Source organism: Pseudaestuariivita sp. (assembly GCF_052825805.1).
In genome coordinates, this window is the sequence record NZ_JBRBVB010000005.1 from 126,952 (window position 1) to 140,006 (window position 13,055).

The window sequence follows — 13,055 nt, forward strand, 5'->3', positions numbered from 1 at the left end:
CGAAAAGGCGGTGCGCCGCTGCAGGGTCAAGGCGCTAGATGCGGAAGCTGTCGCCGAGGTAGACGCGGCGCACGTTCTCGTTCTGCACCACCTCATCGGGCGAGCCGGACATCAGCACCGTACCGTCGTGCAGGATGTAGGCGCGGTCGACGATCTCGAGCGTTTCGCGCACGTTGTGGTCGGTGATGAGCACCCCGATCCCGCGTTTCTTGAGGTCCGCAACAAGCGCGCGGATGTCGCCCACGCTGATCGGATCGACCCCGGCAAAGGGCTCGTCGAGCAGCAGGTATTTCGGGTCGGCCGCCAGGCAGCGTGCAATCTCGACGCGGCGGCGTTCCCCGCCTGACAGCGCCAGCGCGGGTGCCCGTCGCAGATGCTCGATCGCAAATTCCGAGAGTAGCGCCTCGAGCCGTTCGCGACGCTTGCGGCGGTCCTTGACGGCGATGTCGAGGATGGCGGAGATGTTCTGCTCGACGCTGAGCCCGCGAAAGATCGACATCTCCTGCGGCAGGTAGCCAATCCCGAGCTTGGCCCGGCGGTACATCGGCAGGGTCGTCACGTCGCGCCCGTCGATCGTCACTCGCCCCGCCTCGGGAAAGACCAGCCCGGCGACCGAGTAGAATGTCGTTGTCTTGCCCGACCCGTTGGGACCAAGCAGAGCGACCACCTCGCCGCGGCGCAGCTCCATCGTCACGTCGCGGATCACCACGCGCTTGCGATAGCTCTTGCGCAGGCTTTGGATGCGCAGGCCCGAGCTGCCTTCGGTAACGGTAAAGCGTGCCATCAGTTGCTCTGCTGGAGCACCGTCTTGACGCGCCCCGTCATCTGCGCGGTGTTGGCGTCAAGATCGACCACCATCCGGTTCGAGGTCAGCGCGCTCGGCCCTTGGGTCAGCAGCACGTCCCCCTCCATCACGATGGTGCGGGTGTCGAGGTTGTAGGTCGCGTCCCGCGCCTCGGCCGCGTCCTCGCCATCCACCAACGTCACGCCGCCAGACGCTTCGAGCCGGGAGATCTCCTGGCTGTCCGCGCGGTAGACCACCAGCACGCGGGGCGCTGCGAGCCGCAGGGTGCCTTGCCCGATCACCACATCGCCGCTGAACACCGCAGTGCCGTTCGACTGATCGACCGAGAGCGAGTCCGCGGAGACCTCGACCGGCGCATTCGCGTTTGCCGCGTTGCTGCCAAAAGCGACGCTGGTCTGCGCTGCGGCATCGAAAGGCAGCATCAGGAAGGCGGCGAACAGCAAGGCGCGCATGGGAGATTCCTTTACGTTGCGGGCCTGTATACCAGTTTGACCCCGTCCTTGAACACCAATTGCACGTTTGTCTCCCCCTCGGCGGGCATGATCTCGAGCCGGCCGGCATCGAGCGTGCCTGCCGGGCCGCGTGCCGATACGGGTCCCGTCGAACGCGCGCGCACGCTGCGCATCGCCGCGGTGAGGCCAGACGTCTCCATCACGTAACCGTTCGAGCTGATGATGCGCACGTTGCCAGTAAGGGTCGCAGCGTCTTCGGGCTCGTCGATGGTGGCGGTGTCGGCGCGAAAGGTCAGGACGGTGTCGTCCGGCAGCTCGATCCGGGTCCAGAGACCGTCCGCGCTCACCCGGCCCGGCGCCGCCGGATCCGGCGTGGCGGTTGCCGCCGTCATGCTGACCAGCGCGCCGTCGTCCGTCGCGCCAGTATAATAAGGTGCGGTGATCTGCTGGTTCGCTGCCCGATTGGCCAGATCCCGCTGCGCGACCGGGATGTCACCGTACTCCACCTTGTCCGACAGCATGAACAGCGTCGACAAGAGGCCTAGCGCGGCGAGCGGCAGCAGCAGCTTGAGCCACGAAATGATTTGGGAATAGGCGTCGTCGCGGAACATCGGGCGGATCACGTTTGGTGTCGCGTGCGGCTCTGGGCCATGCTGCTCTTCGAGAGCTAACCTGCCATGCCGGCCGCGCTTTTCAATGCGCGAAGATGTCGACCTCGGGCCAACCGGCAAGATCAAGCCGAGCGCGCATCGGCAGGAAGTCAAAAGCCGCCTGTGCCATCTCCGTCCGCCCCTCGCGCGCCAGCATCATGTCGAGCTTGTCCTTGAGTTGGTGCAGGTAGAGCACATCCGAGGCCGCATAGTCGCGCTGCGCCTGGGTGAGGGTCTCGGCGCCCCAATCGCTCGATTGTTGCTGTTTGGAGATGTCCACCTGGATCAGCTCCTGCAGCAGGTTCTTGAGCCCATGCCGGTCGGTGTAGGTGCGCACAAGCTTGGAGCTGATCTTGGTGCAGTAGACCGGCGCCGTCACGACGCCAAAGGCGTTGAGCATCGCCGCGATGTCGAACCGGCCAAAGTGAAAGAGCTTGAGCACCTCCGGATCCGTCAGCAGCCGCGTCAGGTTCGGCGCCTCGGTCTGGCCCTGCGCGATCTGCACGACATGCGCATCGCCGTCACCGGACGACAGCTGCACGACGCACAGACGGTCCCGGTGCGGGTTCAACCCCATCGTCTCGCAGTCGATGGCCACCACCGGCCCGAGGTCGAGCCCATCCGGCAGGTCATTTGAATGTGCGTGAACTGTCATGCGCGGCTCCTGTTCTGTGCGTTGCGCCTTAAACCGGCGCCGCGAGACGGACAAGCGCTGCGCGAAATAAGGCGAAATCGTGCCCGACCCGAATCACACAGCGCCTCAATTTGCCACATTTGGCCTGCAGCAAGGGAAAGGCCGCGACTGAATCGCGGGATTCCGGCCTATTGTTGTGGCTTTCTGAACAGTCCGGCGCGGCCGCCGCCCACGATTTGCCCGAATTGAGGGGGAAAAACGATCACACTTTCCATGTGGGACCTCACGTCACTTTGCCGCGCAATTCGCGTTAAAATCGTATTGATCGGCGTGATTGTTTACGGACACACAGTCTCGACGTCGCCAGACGTCTGAGATTTGACGGAACTGACGATTCGGAGCCGCCAGCAAAGCGGTCCGAAAAAACGTAAAGAAATCCCCAATTTTGAAGCAAATCCAAAGACAGATTTGCGCAGGCGCAAGATTGTTTCGCGAATGGCAGTAAATTCGGCCCTTCGTGTCGCTTAAAATGCGCTTAACTTCGACTGACATTCCCGGCCAAGATCTATTTTCAGAAATCAAGACCTGAGACAGGCCGCTCTCCTTATGCGTGTGCGCAAGGCAAATCCGCCGCAGCGCCGTGGCTTCTGAGCATCTTCCAATAAGGCAAAAATTGGTCATAACCGATCCAGTCAAATGCACTGGGGGTTGGTGCTGACGATCGCGGCGCGTGTTGCCGCACTTGGGATGACTATGGGTTAACCAACTGGTTCTCGCGATTCAGGCACGCTGGGTCGTCTCTCCAAGTGTGCGTGAGGTGTGTCCGTAGCCAACCAACGGTGGGAGGACGCCCGACGTGACCTTGCATTTACGACAGCCCATCACCGGGCAAGATGTTGCTCGCCTTGCGGCAACCCCGGCGCCGTCCGTGAAGTGGCGGCCGTATCGGCGTGTGTTCAAACGCGCGCTCGATGTGACGCTTGTGCTCATGGCCGCGCCCGCCGTTCTGTTCGTGCTGGTAATCCTGGCCGCGGCCATCGCCATGGATGGCGTCAATCCTTTCTATCGCCAAAAACGTCTGGGACAAAACGGGCGCGTCTTCTCGATGTGGAAGCTGCGCAGCATGGTGCGCAACGCCGACGCGCTTTTGGAAAGCCACCTTGCGAGCGACATCAAGGCGCGCCGCGAGTGGGAGCTGACGCAAAAGCTCAAGGTCGACCCGCGCATCACGCCCATCGGCCGGATCATCCGCAAGTCGTCGCTCGACGAGCTGCCGCAGCTCTGGAACGTGCTGATCGGGGACATGTCCCTCGTGGGTCCGCGCCCGATGATGGTCGCACAGAAAGAGCTTTATCCCGGCACCCATTACGAGCAGATGCGTCCCGGCATCACCGGCCTGTGGCAGATCTCCGAACGGAACGAGTGCAGCTTTGCGGATCGCTCGATCTTTGACTCTGCCTACCACCAGTCCATGTCGTTCAAGACGGATTGCGTGATCCTGGTGCGCACGCTGGGCGTCGTGGCGCGCGGCACAGGGTACTGATCCCGACAGGGTACTGAGCCCACACAGGCCGCGACCTTGCGCACCTCCCGGGTCTGCGGCACCCTTTTGCTTCCACGCAAAGGTGCCGCATGCCGCAGATCACGTCCCTTGACCATCTTGTCCTGACCGTCCGTGACCAGGACGCCACCCTCGCCTTTTACGGCAAGGTGCTGGGCTGCGAGGTCATCTGGTTCACCCCCGCCGACGGCTCCAAACGCTGCGCGCTCGCCTTTGGCACGCAAAAGATCAACCTGCACGTCGCCGGCGCCGAGTTCGAGCCGAAGGCGCGGCTGGCCACACCCGGCTCCGCGGACCTGTGCTTTTTGTCGGACGTCGCACCGGACGCGTGGTGCGCCCATTTCGAGCGGCACGGCATCGAGGTGATCGACGGCCCCGTCACGCGCTCCGGCGCGACGGGACCGATCATGTCCGTCTACGTGCGCGACCCCGACGGCAACCTGATCGAGGTCAGCCAGCCCGCCGCCTAACCCGCCGCGTCCTTCAGCGCCGCCATCGCCTCTTTCAGCGCTTTGGCGTTCATCTCGTTTGTCAGCGTGCCGGCGTCGTCGAACGCGTTGTGCGCCGCGGCCACAAGCACCGCCGGTCCCGGAATGAAGCGCGGGCGAAACACCCAGAGGCTTTCGATCAGCATCATCTGCCCCCGCTCCCCGCCCGTCCGTCCTGCCGTCGCGGACATCACCAGCACCGGCTTGTCGAGCCACGGATTGCCTTCGACCCGGCTAACCCAGTCGAGCGCATTCTTGAGCACGCCGGAGAGCCCCTTGTTGTACTCGGGCGTAGAGATGATGACCGCGTCCGCCGCCTCGATGGCCTCGGCCAGCGCCGTCACCTCGGCGGGGATACCCTCCGCCTGTTCCAAATCACCGTCGTACAGCGGCAGGCGCAGGTTGCCCTGCACATGGGACGCCTCCGGCCAGCAAGCCACTGCGTTCAGCAGAAGCTTTTGATTGACCGACGCAGCGCGCAGGGAGCCGTTGAGGCTCAAAAGGGTAGGGTTGGACATTGGGTTCTCCGTCTCGGGAAGTTTCGGCAAGAGATGTGACCGGCAAAGCAAAAGGCCAGACCCGAAGGTCTGGCCTTGGCGCACACTTGACGTGCGAAAGCTGCGCGATCAGGCGTTCGGCAGGATCACGATCTCGACCCGGCGGTTTTGCGCCTTGCCGGCTGCCGTCGCGTTCGACGCGATCGGCTGATCTTCACCCCGGCCAAAGGTGCGGATGCGCGAGGCGGGCACGCCCGACCCGATCAGCACGTCAGCCACCGCCGCCGCGCGGCGCTGCGACAGGTCGTAATTGTACTGCTCGGAGCCGGTGTCATCGGTGTGGCCGACCACCTGGATCGTCGTGTCCGGGTAGGCCAGCAGGTTGCCCGCGACGGTGCGCAGATCGCGCTCGAGGTCGCTGCGCAGCGACGCGCTGTCGGTGGCAAAGAGGATGTCGTTCGGCATCGTCACGACCAGCCGGTCGCCGGTGTTCACGATCGTCGCGTCGGTCCCTTCGAGGTCACGGCGCAGGTCAGCCTCCTGACGGTCCAGCTGATTGCCGATGATTGCACCACCGGCCGCGCCGATCGCGGCACCCTTGAGGGCGTTCTGGCGGCGTTCCTTGGAATCGTCGCCCGTGATCAGGCCCACGGCGGCGCCCGCAGCCGCGCCGATCAGCGCACCCTGCTTGGCATTGCGGTTGGGGTCGCTGCCGTCCACGGTGTTCGGGTCGGTGCATGCGGCCACAAGCACAAGCGCGCTGCCCGCCATCAAGAGTTTACGTGGTGCAAGGATCATGGAACTGCCTTTTCTTCTGTAGTCCGCTGGTCGAACGCTGCTCGGGCGTTTTGCGTTCCGACATGACGTGCCGGCACGTTCCGTGCAAGCGCCGCGGCACGGGCGGCCCGTTTCAGGCGGCGCCCTGCCGATCCAGCGGCTGCGGCATACCCGCGTCCCGCACCATCGTCTCCCGCGCCAGCATCATGCGTTTGCGGGTCAGACCCCAGTGATAGCCGCCCAGCCCGCCGGACTTGCGCAGCGCGCGGTGACAGGGGATCAGCCAGCTGATCGGGTTGCGCCCGACGGCAGTGCCAACCGCGCGCACAGCCTTGGGTGTGCCGATGGACTGCGCGATCTCCGAATAGGTGGTCACCATGCCAGACGGCACGCGCAGGAGCGCCTCCCACACCTTGATCTGGAAGGGCGCGCCGATCAAGAACATCGGCACCGCCTCCTCCGTCTGGCCAAAGGCGGCCCGCACCCAGGGCGTCAGGCGCGTCACGTCCTCGACATAAGCGGCACGCGGCCAGCGCTGCACGAGGTCCTCCATAGCAGCTTCGGTGCCCGCCTCGTCACCGAAGCCGATGCCGCAGATGCCCCTCTCGGTGCCCATGACCAGCGCCGGACCAAAGGGGCTCTCGAACCAGCCCCAAAAGATCACGAGCCCCGCGCCGCCCTTGGCGTAATCTCCCGGCGACATCGCCTCCCACCGCAGGAACATGTCGTGCAGCCGCGAAGAGCCCGAGAGCCCCACCGACCCCGCCGCCTCCAGCGTCGTGAACCGCTCCCGCAACAACGCCTTGGCATGGCCCAGCATCAGGTACTGCTGAAATCGTTTCGGGCTCACCCCGGCCCAGGCACTGAAGACGCGCTGGAAATGCGCCGGCGACATGCCGCAGCGCGCCGCCAGATCGTCGAGCGAGAGCGTCTCCTCGGCGGCGTCGATCTCGGCAATCGCGCGGCCAATGACGCCGTAGTGGTAGCCATGGCTTTGGTCGGTCATCGCGGGTCTCCTTTGCGCTCAACCTACGCAGGCCGGCACAGCCAAGCGACCCGAAACCTGCGCGAAACACCGCGAGGCGGCCCGAAAGGGCCGACGAGCAGCGCTAACGCAGATCGACGACCCGGACCGCCTTGCCCTGCGAGCGCGGCACGGTGCCTTCGGTCCCGGCCTCCACAACGCAGGTCACGCCTACGTTTGCTTTGATTCCCTCGGCGAGCGCACGGCCCGCGGCCTCTGGCCCCTCGACCTTGACCCGCATCATGTCCATGCGCCCGTCCCGCGACAGCTCCACCTGGAAATGCGCGGCGAGACCCGGGACCTTGAGGATCTCCTCCTCGATCTGCGTCGGAAAGACGTTCACGCCGCGCACGATCATCATGTCGTCGCTGCGCCCCGTCACCTTTTCCATCCGCCGCATCGACCGCGCCGTGCCAGGCAAGAGCCGGGTCAGATCGCGGGTGCGGTAGCGGATGATCGGAAACGCCTCCTTGGTGAGCGAGGTAAACACAAGCTCCCCTAGCTCGCCCTCCGGCAGCACCGCGCCCGTTTCGGGGTCGATGATCTCAGGGTAGAAGTGGTCCTCCCAGATGTGCAGCCCGTCCTTGGTCTCCACGCACTCGTTCGCGACACCCGGCCCGATGACTTCACTCAGGCCGTAGATATCGACCGCGTGCATGTCGAACGCCTCCTCGATCTCGCGCCGCATCGCGTTGGTCCAGGGCTCGGCGCCAAAGATGCCAACCTTGAGCGGGCTCTGCGCGGGATCCCTCCCCTGCGCCCGGTACTCGTCAAGGATCGACAAGCAATAAGACGGCGTCACCGTGATCCCAGCAGCGCCAAAGTCCTCGATCAGCCGCACCTGCCGCTCGGTCATGCCCCCCGAGACCGGCACCACGGTCAGACCCAGACGCTCCGCCCCGCCGTGAATGCCCAGCCCCCCGGTGAAGAGCCCATAGCCGTAGGCATTGTGCAGTACGTCACCGGCCCTGAGCCCTGAGGCGCGCAAGGACCGGGCGACCACCTCGTCCCACATCGCCAGATCGTTGCGGGTGTATCCCACCACCGTCGGCTGGCCCGTCGTCCCGGACGAAGCATGCACCCGCACCACCTGCTCCCGGGGCACGGCAAACATGCCAAAGGGGTAATTGTCCCGCAGATCGCTCTTCACGGTGAAGGGGAACTTCGCCAAATCCTCCAGCGTCGTCAGATCGTCCGGGTGGACGCCAGCAGCCTCAAACGCCGCCTTGTAATGCGGGACGTTGGTGTAGGCATGGGCCAGCGTTGCCTTCATCCGGCTCAGCTGGAGCGCCGCGATCTCGTCGCGCGAGGCCGTCTCGATCGGGTCAAGATCACCGGGCCGGGGGCTGAGGTCCTTCATGTCGTCTCCTCCTCGAAATGCGTGCCGGGGATGGTGCGTGAATGGCCCCGAAATTCGGCGATGCGCGTGCCGTCCTGCCGGGTCACGGTCACGTCGTAGAGCCCGGAGCGCCCAGCGGTCGTGACCTCCCGCGCGTCGGCGGTCAGCACGTCGCCCTCCCGGCCCGGCGCCAGAAACGTCACCGAGCAATGCTGCGCCACCGCCATCTGGTTGTGCGAATTGCAGGCAAAGGCAAAGGCGCTGTCGGCCAGCGAAAAGATCATCCCGCCGTGGCAGGTCCAGTGCCCGTTGAGGTGCCGCGTCGCGACGGTCATCTCCAGAACCGCCCGGCCTGACGCGACTTCAACGATCCGCATCCCAAGCGCCTGGCTCGCCTGATCGGCGCTCCACATCAGCTCCGCCACCTTGGCGGCTGTCGCGTCCGGCTCCATCGGCAGACCCTCCATCCCAATTCGCGCACAGTCTTGACGCGCCCCCGTGATCCGCGCAAGCCACCGGGCATGAGCGCCCTCGATCCCTTTGTCTGCCACCTGCACGCGCACGGCCGCCTGCGCGTCTGGTCGGTGCTGGTTACGGTGTTTGGCGACGTGATCCAGCCGCGTGGAGGGGTAGCGCGCACGGGGGAGCTGATCGAGATCATGTCGCTCTTGGAGGTGGAAGCCGGGGCCGTGCGCACGGCGCTCTCCCGCCTCTCCTCCGACGGATGGGTGCAAAGCGCGCGGCAAGGGCGGACCTCGACCTATGCGCTCACCGATGAGGGAAAGGCCGCCTTCCTCCCTGCTACTCAACGCATCTACGACCCGCTGTTTGTGTCCACCGATCCGAACTGGCGTCTGGACCTCGGCTCGGAAGGTCCCGGCTTTGAAGTGCGAGGCGCAAAGCTCCTGCCCGGGTGCAGCGATGCGCCTGTACCTATGAAAGCCTTGTCCATCACCGGAGCACCCTCCGCCCTGCCAAGCTGGGTCACGGACGAAGCTCTGCCGGGCGAGCTGACCCAAGGCTACAGCGCTCTTGCGACTCTGCTCGAGACACTCGACACCTCCGGCCTCACGCCCTTGGATCGCACCGCCCTGCGCGTTCTGCTCATCCACCCTTGGCGCCGGCTGATCCTCCGCCACCCGCGCCTCCCACGCGGTCTGGTCCCGAACGAATGGCCCGGCGTGCGCGCGCACGCGCTGCTCAAGGTGCACTACAGGACGCTCGCGCAAGACGACCCCGGAGCCGCTGCGCGCTTCACCTGATCGCCACACAAACTGTGCCTCACCGCCGCACATGTTACGAAATCCGTTGCCTTGACCCCATTTCGTAACATATAAACACGCAAGCTAGCGGAGGGTCCAGCCATGTATTCCCAAGGTCTCATCGGCGCGAAAACCGAGACGGAAGAGACGCCCGAGTTCCTCGCCGCCTTTCAGGCGCGCATCGACGCGGACGACAAGATCGAGCCAAAGGATGCGATGCCCGCGGCCTACCGCAAGACGCTGATCCGCCAGATCGGTCAGCACGCCCATTCCGAGATCGTCGGCATGCTGCCCGAAGGCAACTGGATCACCCGCGCCCCGACGCTCCGCCGCAAGGCGGCGCTGCTGGCCAAGGTGCAGGACGAGGGCGGGCACGGCCTTTACCTTTATGCTGCGGCTGAAACGCTCGGCATCACCCGCGAGCAGATGACCGAAGAGCTGCTGTCCGGCAAGGCCAAGTACTCCTCGATTTTCAACTACCCGACGCTCACCTGGGCCGACATCGGCGCGATCGGCTGGCTGGTCGACGGCGCGGCAATTATGAACCAGGTCCCGCTCTGCCGCTGCTCCTACGGCCCCTACGCCCGTGCGATGGTGCGCGTCTGCAAGGAGGAGAGCTTTCACCAGCGCCAGGGTTACGAGCTGATGATGACGCTGGCGCAAGGCGCGCCCGAGCAGAAAGAGATGGCGCAGGACGCCCTCAACCGCTGGTGGTGGCCGTCGCTGATGATGTTCGGCCCGTCGGACGCCGACAGCCAGCACGGCGACCAGTCGATGGCGTGGAAGATCAAGCGCTTCACCAACGACGCCCTCCGCCAGAAATTCGTCGACGCCACCGTGCCTCAGGCCGAGAAAATCGGCCTCACCCTGCCCGACCCGGACCTGAAATGGAACGAGGAGAAAGGCGGCTACGACTTCGGCGAGATCGACTGGGAGGAGTTCTGGCAGGTCGTCAAAGGCAATGGCCTGATGAACCGCGACCGCATCAAGACCCGCAAGAAAGCGTGGGACGACGGCGCCTGGGTTCGCGAAGCCGCCCTCGCCCACGCCGAAAAGCGCAAGACCCGCGCGCTGGCCGCGGAATAGTTCGCCAGACGCAAGCGACACCGCCCCGGACTTGATCCGGGGCCTCTCACCGCCTCTCGCGACACCCGACCAAAGGCACCCAAATGCCCATTGCCCAGATCAACGTCGCCCGCCCGCGCTACCCCCTCGATGATCCCCGCATCGCCGAGTTCGTGGACAACCTCGACCGGATCAACGCGCTCGCCGAGCGCATGCCGGGCTTTGTCTGGCGGTTGAAAAGCGAGGACGGCAACGCGACCTCCATCCAGATGCGCGACACAAGCCTGATCCCGAACGTCAGCGTCTGGGAGAGCACCGAGGCCCTTGAAAAGTTCGTTTTCGGCACGCTGCACGTGCAGTTTTACCAAAAGCGCGCCACCTGGTTTCCTGTGCTGGAACGCCCGCATTTCGCCATGTGGACCGTCGCGGACAAGCATCTGCCCGACATCGCCGAGGCCGAAGCCAAGCTGGACCAGCTCGCCTTAAAAGGGCCGTCGGAAACCGTCTTCGGCTGGGAAGCCCTGACCTCTGCCCCCCTTTGGAAAGCCGAGCGCTGTGCCTGACCGCATCGCCGCAAACCGCGCAACGGTGGAGGCGTATTACGCCGCCTGCAACGGCGCCTCGCGCGACGGGTTCCGCGCGTGCCTCGCCCCTGATTTCGAGCACCATCACCCAAGCGGCGCGGTCCACGGCCCTGACGCCGAAGCGGACCGCTGGTCCGCCTCTGTCGCAGGCTCGAACTCGCACTGGGTGATCGAACGCCTGCTCGTGGACGAGACCACCGCCGTCGCCGAATGGACGCGCTACGGCACGGGCGAACGCCACCGCGGGACCGAATGGTACGCATTCGACGACGCGTCCCGCATCCGGCTGATCTGGAACCATTACCCCGAGCCGCGCGCCTCGGGACAAGCGGTGTCCGAACTGCCGACCTTTCCCTACGCCGGCGAGGGCTACACCACAGGAGACCCGCGATGAGCCGCTCTGAAATCCCGCTTTGGGAAGTCTTCATCCGTCCGCGCAACGGTCTTGCGCATCGGCACTGTGGCTCGCTGCATGCCGCCGACGCCGAGATGGCCCTGCAAGCCGCCCGCGACGTCTACACCCGCCGCGGAGAGGGACAGTCCGTCTGGGTCGTGCCATCGGCAGCGATCACAGCCTCCGACCCCGCCGACAAGTCCGAGATGTTCGACCCGGCGGATGACAAGGTCTACCGCCACCCGACCTTCTACGACATCCCCGATGACGTGGGGCATATGTGATGGCGGACCCGCTCTTTGACCGCGTCCTTGCGCTCGCCGACGATCACCTGATCCTCGGGCATCGCCTCAGCGAATGGTGCGGCCATGCGCCCATGCTGGAGGAAGACCTGGCCCTGCCGAACATCGCGCTCGATCTGATCGGCCAGGCCCGCGCGCTCTATACCTATGCTGGCACGCTTGAAGGCAAGGGCCGGGACGAGGACGCGCTCGCCTACCTGCGGCTCGAACGGGACTATCGCAACCTGCTGATCTGCGAACGCCCAAACGGCGACTTTGCGCATACGATGCTGCGGCAGCTCTTCTTCTCGGCTTTCATGGACGGCTACTGGCAGGCCATGCCCGAGATCGACGCGACCCTGCACGGCATCGCGGCCAAGGCAGCCAAGGAGACGCGCTACCACCTGCGGCACTCGGCGGAGTGGGTGATCCGGCTGGGCGACGGGACCGAGGAAAGCACCCGCCGCACGCGCGACGCGCGGGAGGACCTCTGGCCGTATGTGCCGGAGCTCTTCGTCAGCGAGGCGGGCTCCCCGGAGCCCGACGAGCGGCTCCCGGATCGCGGCGCGCTCCAGACCCACTTCACCGACACGTTGCGGCCCATCTTCGATGCGGCCCTGCTCCCGTGGCCCGACATGCAAAAGCCCCAGCCGCGTGGCCGCAACGGCATCCATACCGAGGATATGGGCCCCCTCCTCGCCGAGCTGCAATACGTCCAGCGCGCGCATCCGGGGCTGACATGGTAGCCGCCGTCCACTCCCTCGACGCGGCCCGCGCGTGGAAGGCCGCTGCCGCCGTCCCCGACCCCGAGGTCCCTTGCGTGACCGTCGCCGACCTCGGCATCTTGCGCAGCGTCAGGCTCGAAAACGGCGTCGCCGTGGCCGAAGTCACACCCACCTACTCCGGCTGTCCTGCCGTGCTTGCCATCGAACTGGCCGTCGAAACAGCCCTCCTCGATGCAGGCTTCGAGGCACGGATCGAGCGCGTCATCTCCCCCGCCTGGACCACCGACTGGATCACGCCCGAAGGCCGTGAAAAGCTGCGCGCCTACGGCATCGCACCCCCCGTCGCAGGCTCCGGCAAAGGCGCGCTCTTCACCGACCCAATCGTCGCCTGCCCGCAATGCGGGTCATCCGACACGGCCAAGCTTTCCGAATTTGGCTCCACCGCCTGCAAGGCGCAGTACCAGTGCCGCGCCTGCGCCGAACCCTTCGACTACTTCAAGTGCATCTGAAAGGACCC

18 protein-coding genes are annotated in these 13,055 nt (G+C 65.4%); 9 read left to right on the top strand and 9 right to left on the bottom strand.

What is annotated here, in order from left to right; genetic code table 11:
- Positions 1–34: 34 nt before the first annotated feature.
- The 4 genes from lptB to ACU0B3_RS08330 form a co-directional block, all read right to left on the bottom strand.
- A complete protein-coding gene (lptB, locus tag ACU0B3_RS08315; RefSeq protein WP_446260382.1) occupies positions 35–784 on the bottom strand; it encodes an LPS export ABC transporter ATP-binding protein in 750 nt (249 codons plus the stop codon).
- Positions 784–1,257: a lipopolysaccharide transport periplasmic protein LptA gene (gene lptA / locus ACU0B3_RS08320; RefSeq protein WP_446260383.1), complete on the bottom strand. Its 474-nt coding sequence runs from the start codon at positions 1,255–1,257 to the stop codon at positions 784–786. The genes lptB and lptA overlap by 1 nt, the downstream gene beginning before the upstream one ends.
- Before the next feature lie 11 nt (positions 1,258–1,268).
- Positions 1,269–1,868, bottom strand: a complete 600-nt coding sequence (gene lptC / locus ACU0B3_RS08325; protein WP_446260384.1) for an LPS export ABC transporter periplasmic protein LptC — start codon at positions 1,866–1,868, stop codon at positions 1,269–1,271.
- Between the two features lie 82 nt (positions 1,869–1,950).
- On the bottom strand, positions 1,951–2,562 hold the full coding sequence (locus ACU0B3_RS08330) for a ribonuclease D (protein ID WP_446260385.1): 612 nt from the start codon (positions 2,560–2,562) through the stop codon (positions 1,951–1,953).
- Positions 2,563–3,397: 835 nt separating this feature from the next.
- On the opposite strand from ACU0B3_RS08330, the gene ACU0B3_RS08335 reads away from it, so the two are divergent.
- Positions 3,398–4,084: a sugar transferase gene (locus ACU0B3_RS08335; RefSeq protein WP_446260386.1), complete on the top strand. Its 687-nt coding sequence runs from the start codon at positions 3,398–3,400 to the stop codon at positions 4,082–4,084.
- 89 nt (positions 4,085–4,173) lie between these two features.
- A complete protein-coding gene (locus ACU0B3_RS08340) occupies positions 4,174–4,572 on the top strand; it encodes a VOC family protein (RefSeq protein WP_446260387.1) in 399 nt (132 codons plus the stop codon).
- On the opposite strand, the gene ACU0B3_RS08345 is transcribed toward ACU0B3_RS08340, so the two are convergent.
- From ACU0B3_RS08345 to paaI, 5 genes are all read right to left on the bottom strand, one after another.
- Entirely contained in the window at positions 4,569–5,108 is a 540-nt protein-coding gene (locus tag ACU0B3_RS08345; RefSeq protein WP_446260388.1) for an NADPH-dependent FMN reductase, read from the bottom strand. The two genes, ACU0B3_RS08340 and ACU0B3_RS08345, sit on opposite strands and share 4 nt — an antisense overlap.
- Before the next feature lie 108 nt (positions 5,109–5,216).
- Entirely contained in the window at positions 5,217–5,885 is a 669-nt protein-coding gene (locus ACU0B3_RS08350; RefSeq protein ID WP_446260389.1) for an OmpA family protein, read from the bottom strand.
- A gap of 112 nt (positions 5,886–5,997) precedes the next feature.
- Positions 5,998–6,870, bottom strand: coding sequence for a bifunctional helix-turn-helix domain-containing protein/methylated-DNA--[protein]-cysteine S-methyltransferase (locus ACU0B3_RS08355; RefSeq protein WP_446260390.1), 873 nt, complete (start codon positions 6,868–6,870; stop codon positions 5,998–6,000).
- Positions 6,871–6,973: 103 nt separating this feature from the next.
- A complete protein-coding gene (paaK, locus tag ACU0B3_RS08360; RefSeq protein ID WP_446260391.1) occupies positions 6,974–8,248 on the bottom strand; it encodes a phenylacetate--CoA ligase PaaK in 1,275 nt (424 codons plus the stop codon).
- Positions 8,245–8,679, bottom strand: a complete 435-nt coding sequence (gene paaI, locus ACU0B3_RS08365) for a hydroxyphenylacetyl-CoA thioesterase PaaI (protein WP_446260558.1) — start codon at positions 8,677–8,679, stop codon at positions 8,245–8,247. The genes paaK and paaI overlap by 4 nt, the downstream gene beginning before the upstream one ends.
- 69 nt (positions 8,680–8,748) lie before the next feature.
- On the opposite strand from paaI, the gene ACU0B3_RS08370 reads away from it, so the two are divergent.
- From ACU0B3_RS08370 to paaD, 7 genes are all read left to right on the top strand, one after another.
- Positions 8,749–9,489 carry a PaaX family transcriptional regulator C-terminal domain-containing protein gene (locus tag ACU0B3_RS08370; RefSeq protein ID WP_446260392.1) on the top strand — a complete coding sequence of 247 codons (741 nt, stop codon included), beginning with the start codon at positions 8,749–8,751 and terminating at the stop codon, positions 9,487–9,489.
- Between the two features lie 102 nt (positions 9,490–9,591).
- Complete coding sequence (gene paaA / locus ACU0B3_RS08375) at positions 9,592–10,575, top strand: 1,2-phenylacetyl-CoA epoxidase subunit PaaA (protein WP_446260393.1); 984 nt, start codon at positions 9,592–9,594, stop codon at positions 10,573–10,575.
- Between the two features lie 83 nt (positions 10,576–10,658).
- Positions 10,659–11,117, top strand: coding sequence for a DUF3291 domain-containing protein (locus ACU0B3_RS08380; RefSeq protein WP_446260394.1), 459 nt, complete (start codon positions 10,659–10,661; stop codon positions 11,115–11,117).
- A complete protein-coding gene (locus ACU0B3_RS08385) occupies positions 11,110–11,532 on the top strand; it encodes a nuclear transport factor 2 family protein (RefSeq protein WP_446260395.1) in 423 nt (140 codons plus the stop codon). Before ACU0B3_RS08380 ends, ACU0B3_RS08385 begins: the two co-directional genes overlap by 8 nt.
- Entirely contained in the window at positions 11,529–11,816 is a 288-nt protein-coding gene (gene paaB / locus ACU0B3_RS08390; RefSeq protein WP_446260396.1) for a 1,2-phenylacetyl-CoA epoxidase subunit PaaB, read from the top strand. The genes ACU0B3_RS08385 and paaB overlap by 4 nt, the downstream gene beginning before the upstream one ends.
- Positions 11,816–12,559 (top strand): 1,2-phenylacetyl-CoA epoxidase subunit PaaC, encoded by a 744-nt coding sequence (paaC, locus tag ACU0B3_RS08395; RefSeq protein WP_446260397.1) that lies wholly within the window; start codon positions 11,816–11,818, stop codon positions 12,557–12,559. The genes paaB and paaC overlap by 1 nt, the downstream gene beginning before the upstream one ends.
- Positions 12,553–13,047 (top strand): 1,2-phenylacetyl-CoA epoxidase subunit PaaD, encoded by a 495-nt coding sequence (gene paaD, locus ACU0B3_RS08400; protein WP_446260398.1) that lies wholly within the window; start codon positions 12,553–12,555, stop codon positions 13,045–13,047. Before paaC ends, paaD begins: the two co-directional genes overlap by 7 nt.
- Positions 13,048–13,055 lie beyond the last annotated feature (8 nt).

What these genes read in the sequence shown, in the direction of transcription:
- ACU0B3_RS08340 (WP_446260387.1), top strand. Translation starts at nt 4,174, where the DNA reads ATGCCGCAGATCACGTCCCTTGACCATCTTGTCCTGACCGTCCGTGAC.
- ACU0B3_RS08345 (WP_446260388.1), bottom strand. Translation starts at nt 5,108, where the DNA reads ATGTCCAACCCTACCCTTTTGAGCCTCAACGGCTCCCTGCGCGCTGCG.
- lptA (WP_446260383.1), bottom strand. Translation starts at nt 1,257, where the DNA reads ATGCGCGCCTTGCTGTTCGCCGCCTTCCTGATGCTGCCTTTCGATGCC.
- paaD (WP_446260398.1), top strand. Translation starts at nt 12,553, where the DNA reads ATGGTAGCCGCCGTCCACTCCCTCGACGCGGCCCGCGCGTGGAAGGCC.
- ACU0B3_RS08380 (WP_446260394.1), top strand. Translation starts at nt 10,659, where the DNA reads ATGCCCATTGCCCAGATCAACGTCGCCCGCCCGCGCTACCCCCTCGAT.
- ACU0B3_RS08370 (WP_446260392.1), top strand. Translation starts at nt 8,749, where the DNA reads ATGAGCGCCCTCGATCCCTTTGTCTGCCACCTGCACGCGCACGGCCGC.
- lptB (WP_446260382.1), bottom strand. Translation starts at nt 784, where the DNA reads ATGGCACGCTTTACCGTTACCGAAGGCAGCTCGGGCCTGCGCATCCAA.
- lptC (WP_446260384.1), bottom strand. Translation starts at nt 1,868, where the DNA reads ATGTTCCGCGACGACGCCTATTCCCAAATCATTTCGTGGCTCAAGCTG.
- paaB (WP_446260396.1), top strand. Translation starts at nt 11,529, where the DNA reads ATGAGCCGCTCTGAAATCCCGCTTTGGGAAGTCTTCATCCGTCCGCGC.
- paaI (WP_446260558.1), bottom strand. Translation starts at nt 8,679, where the DNA reads ATGGAGCCGGACGCGACAGCCGCCAAGGTGGCGGAGCTGATGTGGAGC.
- paaA (WP_446260393.1), top strand. Translation starts at nt 9,592, where the DNA reads ATGTATTCCCAAGGTCTCATCGGCGCGAAAACCGAGACGGAAGAGACG.
- ACU0B3_RS08350 (WP_446260389.1), bottom strand. Translation starts at nt 5,885, where the DNA reads ATGATCCTTGCACCACGTAAACTCTTGATGGCGGGCAGCGCGCTTGTG.
- ACU0B3_RS08355 (WP_446260390.1), bottom strand. Translation starts at nt 6,870, where the DNA reads ATGACCGACCAAAGCCATGGCTACCACTACGGCGTCATTGGCCGCGCG.
- paaC (WP_446260397.1), top strand. Translation starts at nt 11,816, where the DNA reads ATGGCGGACCCGCTCTTTGACCGCGTCCTTGCGCTCGCCGACGATCAC.
- ACU0B3_RS08330 (WP_446260385.1), bottom strand. Translation starts at nt 2,562, where the DNA reads ATGACAGTTCACGCACATTCAAATGACCTGCCGGATGGGCTCGACCTC.
- paaK (WP_446260391.1), bottom strand. Translation starts at nt 8,248, where the DNA reads ATGAAGGACCTCAGCCCCCGGCCCGGTGATCTTGACCCGATCGAGACG.